Source organism: Ignavibacteria bacterium (assembly GCA_016873845.1).
Taxonomy (GTDB): Bacteria; Bacteroidota; Ignavibacteria; order Ch128b; family Ch128b; genus JAHJVF01.
Genome location: VGVX01000096.1, coordinates 1 through 6582 on the forward strand (window position 1 = coordinate 1; position 6582 = coordinate 6582).

Annotated in this window: 8 protein-coding genes; all 8 read right to left on the reverse strand. The window is 36.2% G+C overall.

The genetic code is table 11. From position 1 onward, the window contains the following. Nucleotides 1–273 precede the first annotated feature (273 nt). Complete coding sequence (locus tag FJ213_12270) at nucleotides 274–663, reverse strand: DUF454 domain-containing protein (GenBank protein ID MBM4176928.1); 390 nt, start codon at nucleotides 661–663, stop codon at nucleotides 274–276. A gap of 57 nt (nucleotides 664–720) precedes the next feature. Then, the gene (locus FJ213_12275) at nucleotides 721–1701 is read right to left on the reverse strand and encodes a restriction endonuclease (protein ID MBM4176929.1); all 981 of its coding nucleotides are present in this window, start codon (nucleotides 1699–1701) and stop codon (nucleotides 721–723) included. Next, nucleotides 1674–3098 (reverse strand): site-specific DNA-methyltransferase, encoded by a 1425-nt coding sequence (locus FJ213_12280; GenBank protein ID MBM4176930.1) that lies wholly within the window; start codon nucleotides 3096–3098, stop codon nucleotides 1674–1676. Before FJ213_12280 ends, FJ213_12275 begins: the two co-directional genes overlap by 28 nt. Before the next feature lie 98 nt (nucleotides 3099–3196). Continuing rightward, entirely contained in the window at nucleotides 3197–3772 is a 576-nt protein-coding gene (locus tag FJ213_12285; protein ID MBM4176931.1) for a hypothetical protein, read from the reverse strand. A gap of 127 nt (nucleotides 3773–3899) precedes the next feature. Beyond that, nucleotides 3900–4571 carry a hypothetical protein gene (locus FJ213_12290; GenBank protein ID MBM4176932.1) on the reverse strand — a complete coding sequence of 224 codons (672 nt, stop codon included), beginning with the start codon at nucleotides 4569–4571 and terminating at the stop codon, nucleotides 3900–3902. A 115-nt stretch (nucleotides 4572–4686) separates the two neighbouring features. Beyond that, nucleotides 4687–5172 carry a hypothetical protein gene (locus FJ213_12295; protein ID MBM4176933.1) on the reverse strand — a complete coding sequence of 162 codons (486 nt, stop codon included), beginning with the start codon at nucleotides 5170–5172 and terminating at the stop codon, nucleotides 4687–4689. Nucleotides 5173–5332: 160 nt separating this feature from the next. Further along, on the reverse strand, nucleotides 5333–5983 hold the full coding sequence (locus FJ213_12300) for a lytic transglycosylase domain-containing protein (protein ID MBM4176934.1): 651 nt from the start codon (nucleotides 5981–5983) through the stop codon (nucleotides 5333–5335). Then, complete coding sequence (locus FJ213_12305) at nucleotides 5980–6450, reverse strand: T9SS type A sorting domain-containing protein (GenBank protein ID MBM4176935.1); 471 nt, start codon at nucleotides 6448–6450, stop codon at nucleotides 5980–5982. Before FJ213_12305 ends, FJ213_12300 begins: the two co-directional genes overlap by 4 nt. Between the last annotated feature and the right edge of the window lie 132 nt (nucleotides 6451–6582).

A 6582-nucleotide genomic window follows, 5' to 3' on the forward strand; every position in this document is an offset into this window, starting at 1 on the left:
GAGTAGTAATTGCACACACCTTTCTTTGCTTTTGGTTTTATTCCAAGTGTTTGAATTGCCTTTTTAACTTTTGCATCGGAGACTTTAAGCTGTTTCGCAATGTTTCCTGCTGTGAGAAGATCAGTTTTTTCGGTTGGCATAAATTATTTCCTTTAATGTTTGATTATAGAAATTTTGATTAGAACTTAAAAAACGTCAACTGCTTTGTCAACATTAACGTTGCTGTCACGGAATGGTCCGTGACAGCAGAGGAATGTTTTGTCAATGTTTTACTCATTTATCTTTATTAGTATTCTGAGCAGTGGGGAAGGAGAGTACGACAATTGTTCCAATGATGATGAACAAAAGTATTATTCCTTTTATCCACACATCCGCACTTAAAATGAAAATTGAAATTCCTGCCATTATCCACATCGCCACAAGACAGTGGATTTTCCCCTTAAGCGGAATTGTTCGCGTTTCTAAAAAATGATTCACCCGCGCGCCAAAGACTTTATTGCTGGTCACCCAATTATACAGCCGCTCGGAACTTCGCAGAAAACAATATGCGGCGAGGATCATAAAGATTGTAGTCGGTAAACCCGGAACGAGCACGCCGATTAAGCCAATCCCCATAAAAATCAACCCGAGTGAGAGTAAGAAGTATTTAATGAGTTTGTTCATGTTAATATAAGTCTTAATTGTGAATTAGTGGTATGATATAGCGGCTAAATTGATTTTTTACAGATGTGCAATCCAATTACAGATCACAGTCAATTGTTCATCGTTAGTCAGATTCGCTGCATTACCAAGGGTTCTCTTTTGCAGTTGTTTGAAAATTTCAACGGCCATACTATTCTCAATAGCCGCCCCTATGAAAAATGTTTTTGGCTTCAGTCTCTTTTTCTCAAAACTTCTTCTTATTCTACTGAGAGCCGAATTTGCAGTTTTCCAATGCTCATCTGCGCCTGCAGGATCAATTCCACCTTTTAACTCACCAAGAGCAATATACTTTTCTGGATTGCGAACAATGGATCGCTTTTCCTTCTTTAAATCGTCAACTGTTCCATATAGAATTGAGATATCAACATTTTTTTTGACTACAGGAACGCTTATGTTCATTAGTAAGAGTCTTTTCTTTTTGCTTTCACCCCAGCATAATCCTTTTATGCGATTTTCAATTCCTGTGTCATCGGGTGGCCGCGTCAGCCATAAGTTTGTATCAGCATCTCTCCATTGATAATCAATTCCATAAAGATTGAACACAGATAGCAACGAACGAAGAAATTTCCTTTCTCCCAATGTTCCGGCTAAGTTTCTTGCTTTACCTCCTAAAGCATCACCTTTTGTTAAAAGGTAACGATATACAAGTTCATCAATGAAATTTTCGCCTGCCGGTTCAAGAAATTCTTTAATCAGTCCTTTGATTGCAAGTGTCTTATCATCATCAGTTAAATGATTCAATGATTTCTCAGAAAGTCCTGCAGCCGTAAGTAAGCCTACTCTAAGATCTTGGATATATAAAAGGTCTTCAGGGCTTTTCACATTCTTTGCCAAGGATTTGAGTGCTTTCGCTTCTTCAACGTAAGGAACTGCTAAATAGTTTTTCTCTAATGCAAGTGCAATAAAGCCTGCTCTGGTTTTTTCTCTGGAAGTAACTAAATCTTCCGCACTTTGTATTGCTACACTGAATTTTATCTTTTTTGCCATAAGTAAACACATTTGCGGACTTCGGTTCGCCCATAGTTGCCCATTTGCTGACTGCTGTTTCCTTTGCCTTTAGGCAAAACAAATATTTTATTGATATTGTATCCAAAGTCTTCTGCAAACTCAGATAAAATTAAATCGGCCGGGATTTCTTCACCGCCGTAACGAACATTGTCGTTTACCATAACACAATACCCGCCGTTTTTGGTAACTCGCGCCATTTCGCAAACAACAAAACACAATTCCAGAAAATAGTTTCTTACCATTCTCGGAATATTGTTATTATTCAACTTCTGCAATTTATTCAACACGTCAAGAACTTTATTGACTTCAGTCATTGCATCTGAATCGTTGTAAACTTTCATAACCTGGTCAAAGGTTTCAGGTCTGCCGATAGAAGCATAAAATTGATATAGTTGATCAATTTTTTCTTTGTTTTCAACGGTGCAAGAAAGCATTGATTGACGAAGATTACGAACTTGTTCATTGTTATAACCAAGATAAACCAGCTCCAATGCATAAGTTCTTGTGTAGTCGTATCGGTTGCAGTAAGGTGGTGAAGTAACGATAAAATCAAAAAAATCATTTTCAAGTTTTGGCAATTCTTCAAGACACGAACCCTGAATGATTTTAACAGGATGTTGTTTGTGTCCGTTGCTTTCAAATTGGTTAAAAAGAGATTCTGACGTATTCGATGATACGTCTGTGATTATTTGATGTAACTTATGTTTTAATGCGTCTTCAAAAGTTAATATTTCACCTTTGTCAAAGGGCTTTCCGGAAAGTTCTCTTTTTGAACGATAATCCCAACGCAAATATTGTCCGTCTTTTCGAGTGAAGCTGATTTCTTCCAAAACTGTAAAAGCGGCAAGGCGTAAAACGGCTTGGATTTTTTTTTCTTTAATTTTTGAGCAGTAGGTCAAGTACTTGTTAAGATATTTTTCTGTCTCGTCAGGAAAAGCATCTTTGGTAATTGAAATGTGTTTTATATGATGATCGTAGAGGTCGACTTTGACAAGTTCGGTCCAAATATTTTTTACAGTTTTTATTAATTGCTCCGTGTCGATGCCGTTCAGTGATTCTCTCGCCTGCATAACGAAATCACCAATGGGCAAAAGCTCAATTCCATACGATTTCCAGCCGAGTTCTTGTGCAGCGAAAAGCGTTGTCCCGACTCCAGCAAATGGATCTAATACTCGTCCAGGCTGTGAAGAATATTCTGTCAGGAAGTATTTTACAAGACTGGATGAAAAACCTTCTTTGTATTTGAACCAGCGATAAACTGGCTTATCTTTATTAGCTTGAAAGCTTACTATTTTCCGGCTTAAATTATAGGCAGTCTCCAACCTGTCTGCAAATCGGTCGTAAAGTCTTTGTCGTTCAGTAAGGAATATTTCTGCTGCTTGTCTCATTGCTCAAATTTAACATTTTGTTCTCTGTTAGTCTATAAGTTCGTAAGAAGTATATGATGTGTATCTTATATTAGATTTTTTTGGAGTAAGAAACAATTCTACATCATACCCGGTTTTTGGTTTGATGCTGCTCTTTGTACAACTACTTTTATTCTTCTCTTTCGAGTCGCTTCTCTTTTTGCGTTCATTATCCATCCGATATAAATATTCTGATAGGAACTTGCGAAGCTCTTGAAATTTGTCCAAGCAGTTTTGTCCTTCATAAGAGCAATTTTCAAATCAGAGGGGAGAGGAAGTTCTTTTTGTGCTGAGTATGCTTCTGCCCATTTGCTGTTCTTTTTTGCTTCTTTAATTTTTTCTAGACCGGCTTTGGTCATCTTCTTTTCTTTAATCATCTTTTCTGCTCGTTCTTTATTGAGCTTTGACCAGATACTATTTTTATTACGCGTAGTAAACTTCTGCATAAACTTTTCATCGTCTATCCACTTTACTGTTGTATCGATCCAGCCAAAGCAAAGCGCTTCTTCCACAGCATCGTCGTATGGAATTCTTGGTTTACCGGTATGCCTTTTATAATAGATGAGCCAGACCTCTTTCTCCTTGTTATGGTGCTTCTTGAGCCACGCCCGCCACTCTTTGCGGGTTTTGAAATAGATTGAGTTTTTAGGATTCATAATAAATTACTAACTGCTAATGCTCCATCATTCGCCGAAAATAAGCTAATAAGGTTAAAAGTCGAATACATACTTACTGAATTGCTAAGATTCAATCGATTGATCAATTATTATAACTTTTGAGTTATTAGGTCAGGATTGTCAATCCAAGCATTTTATATTTTTCATCGAATTCAAAAATTACCGGGAAGTTTTTCAAATTTTGTCTTTTTAATTCCCAGGGAAAGTTGCCGTATTTTTTCTTGCCGATCATTTTATTTGAGGTGTTTAATTTAAGATGAATAAGATGCTGGTCAATACTGCATTCAATGCCTCTTTCTTTTACGGTTATGATTCTCTCGGCGGCAATATTAAATGTGTGATTCAGCATTCGTGATTTGTAAGAATTATGAACATCTGCATTAATGACCGCACCATGAAATTCAATTGTGTCACTCACAATTTTAGCTTGCGATTTATTTTTGAAAGTTTTCTTCGAATTAGGCATTGATTTTTTACCAATTTTCTTCAGCCCTGTTTTCGGTAACAAATAATAATGTTCATCGGTCGATTTAATTTTGCCGCAAATTCTACAAGCTTCTTTTTTATCTTTTATTTTTTTGTAGCCATCCCAATGTCTGCACTGTAGTCCAAGAAACTCCCACGCGACTCCGAGTTGTTGATAAATATTCCAATAAAGTTGGTGGTCTCTTTTACTTATCTTTTTATCTTCTGAAAACTTTTCACTGACAAAATCCATACTTTTGAAGAGTCGATCAAGCTCCCTTTTAAGTTCAAGTTTCTCTGATACTTTTTTCATGGTTCAAAACTCCATTTAATTGTTTTAAGCAAATTTGATTTTCAAGGGCTAATCATCAAGACAATTTTTAACAAGAATTGTTTCCGCTTACGAGTACCCAAGTACAGATTGTTTTCTACTCCCATACTGCTTTTGGCTTTTCTTTCCGATACCAAGCGATAATGTCAGTAAGAGGCGGATTTCCTCCGAGTTCTCTCAGCCGAGTTGCATTTTGTCCTCGATGATAATGGCTGTGCATTGCGGCTTGCAAAAGCGCTTGATAAATCGGAAGACTTAATTGTGGATTCCTCAACCACGGAATTCTAACGACCTCGGCAAGTTTTGATTCGGTGCAGTCTTGAATAAATGCCAAAGCTTGAGTGTGATTTGCCTTAGCGTATTCTTTCAATTCGTTCATATTGGAGAAATCCTCGAGACGTTTTCTAACAAGCTCCTTTCCGCTTACGATAGAAAGAAAAGCATGCTGTGTTAAATGTATGTGGTGAAGACATTTTCGGATTGCTTCATTTTCAAGTGCGCCCGGATGGGATTCTAATGCTTTCCACATTTCCGCATCTGCCCAGGCTTGGTGATGATACATATCGCGAAGTAGTTCAATCATTATAGTACCTTTTGATTTTTGTTTAATATATCAGTTTACGAGGAGAGAAAGAAATTAAATCGCCGTTCCGCCACTACAAGCATTTCAGAATTTTTTTCATCTGAATAGGTAGTATAAGAAGTGCGCGACGCAACAAACATCATCTTTTTGAGATAAAGGTTTAGTCTGTTACCCTTGGAAATAAAAAGCTTAACTGGTCAGAATAGTAAAATTTTACTGTTTCCTCTCCGAAGTAATTTGCTTTTGGATTAACATGCGGTTTTCTTTCGGAACCATCACTTACACGATATGGGCCTAAAGAGTATAATGTCCCAATTATATCTGGTCTGGCTGAGATATCAAAACCGTCATTCAGCCAGCGATGGCAAAACATTGCAATATATCCTGCAACATATTTTGTGTTCCACTCGGGGCCATCAAGTCTCTCAATAATTTCGTCTCTACTTTTACTTTTCGGTATATAACTTTTATAAACATCTCCAAGATAATACTTGCTTGTGGAATCATGTAATTTTTTTTCAATCCATTCGGCAGTATGAATTTTTATTTGGCCTAAACCAATTGAACTGCTATAGCCTGCCTTTGCCAAGAGTAAATCTAATTGTCCCTCCATCCAATTGACATTTAATGTTCTTTCAACATAGATAATTGATGCAATTAATCTTGGCTGGACATTGAACAATACTGCCGAAGAATAAATGAAATCTTTGTTCTCAATTAAAAGTTGTTTAACTTTTTCTGGTTCTTCTGCTAGAGTATTATTAATGTCCAACCAAAAAATAATTAAAAATAATTTTATAATAAGATTCACTTGAGTATTGTCATTTTTTTAACATTTCTGTAATTCCTTCCATCGGAGCCTTTGACTTCTATCACATAATAATAAACACCCGATGAAAGTTTTTTATGTGAGTCTATATCGAAAATTATCCTATATACTCCTTCCGTCTGTTCTTGGTTTATTAATTCTGTAACCTCTCTGCCAAGTATATCGAAAATTTTAAGTTTAACATTACCAGCTACAGGTATTTGATATTGAATTATAGTAACTGGATTAAATGGGTTCGGGTAATTCTGCTCTAATGAAAAATCTTTCACAATTAAATTATCAACATCTGATTTTTGGACTTCATTTTTCTTATGCAAGTTTTGTCTTTGGTTTATTTTAACTTTAGCAAGCATTGTTGATGGATCATCCCCCAAAAGTATCAAAGCATCTACTAGTAGAGGGTCATTAGGAAATTGAGTCTGTAATTGATTGTAAAGGTTAGTCGCCATAGAAAGATTGTTTTCTACATTAACATAATGTTCTGCTTCAGAAGGAAATGGAATTTCTTAAATTTGTTTAATGTAAAAACTTACCTGGATCCATCCGACTTGAGGTTGTGTTCAGGGAGAAAGGAAATTTTT

Coding starts and splice junctions, on each gene's coding strand:
- FJ213_12270 (MBM4176928.1), bottom strand. CDS start 663: ATGAACAAACTCATTAAATACTTCTTACTCTCACTCGGGTTGATTTTT.
- FJ213_12275 (MBM4176929.1), bottom strand. CDS start 1,701: ATGTGTTTACTTATGGCAAAAAAGATAAAATTCAGTGTAGCAATACAA.
- FJ213_12280 (MBM4176930.1), bottom strand. CDS start 3,098: ATGAGACAAGCAGCAGAAATATTCCTTACTGAACGACAAAGACTTTAC.
- FJ213_12285 (MBM4176931.1), bottom strand. CDS start 3,772: ATGAATCCTAAAAACTCAATCTATTTCAAAACCCGCAAAGAGTGGCGG.
- FJ213_12290 (MBM4176932.1), bottom strand. CDS start 4,571: ATGAAAAAAGTATCAGAGAAACTTGAACTTAAAAGGGAGCTTGATCGA.
- FJ213_12295 (MBM4176933.1), bottom strand. CDS start 5,172: ATGATTGAACTACTTCGCGATATGTATCATCACCAAGCCTGGGCAGAT.
- FJ213_12305 (MBM4176935.1), bottom strand. CDS start 6,450: ATGGCGACTAACCTTTACAATCAATTACAGACTCAATTTCCTAATGAC.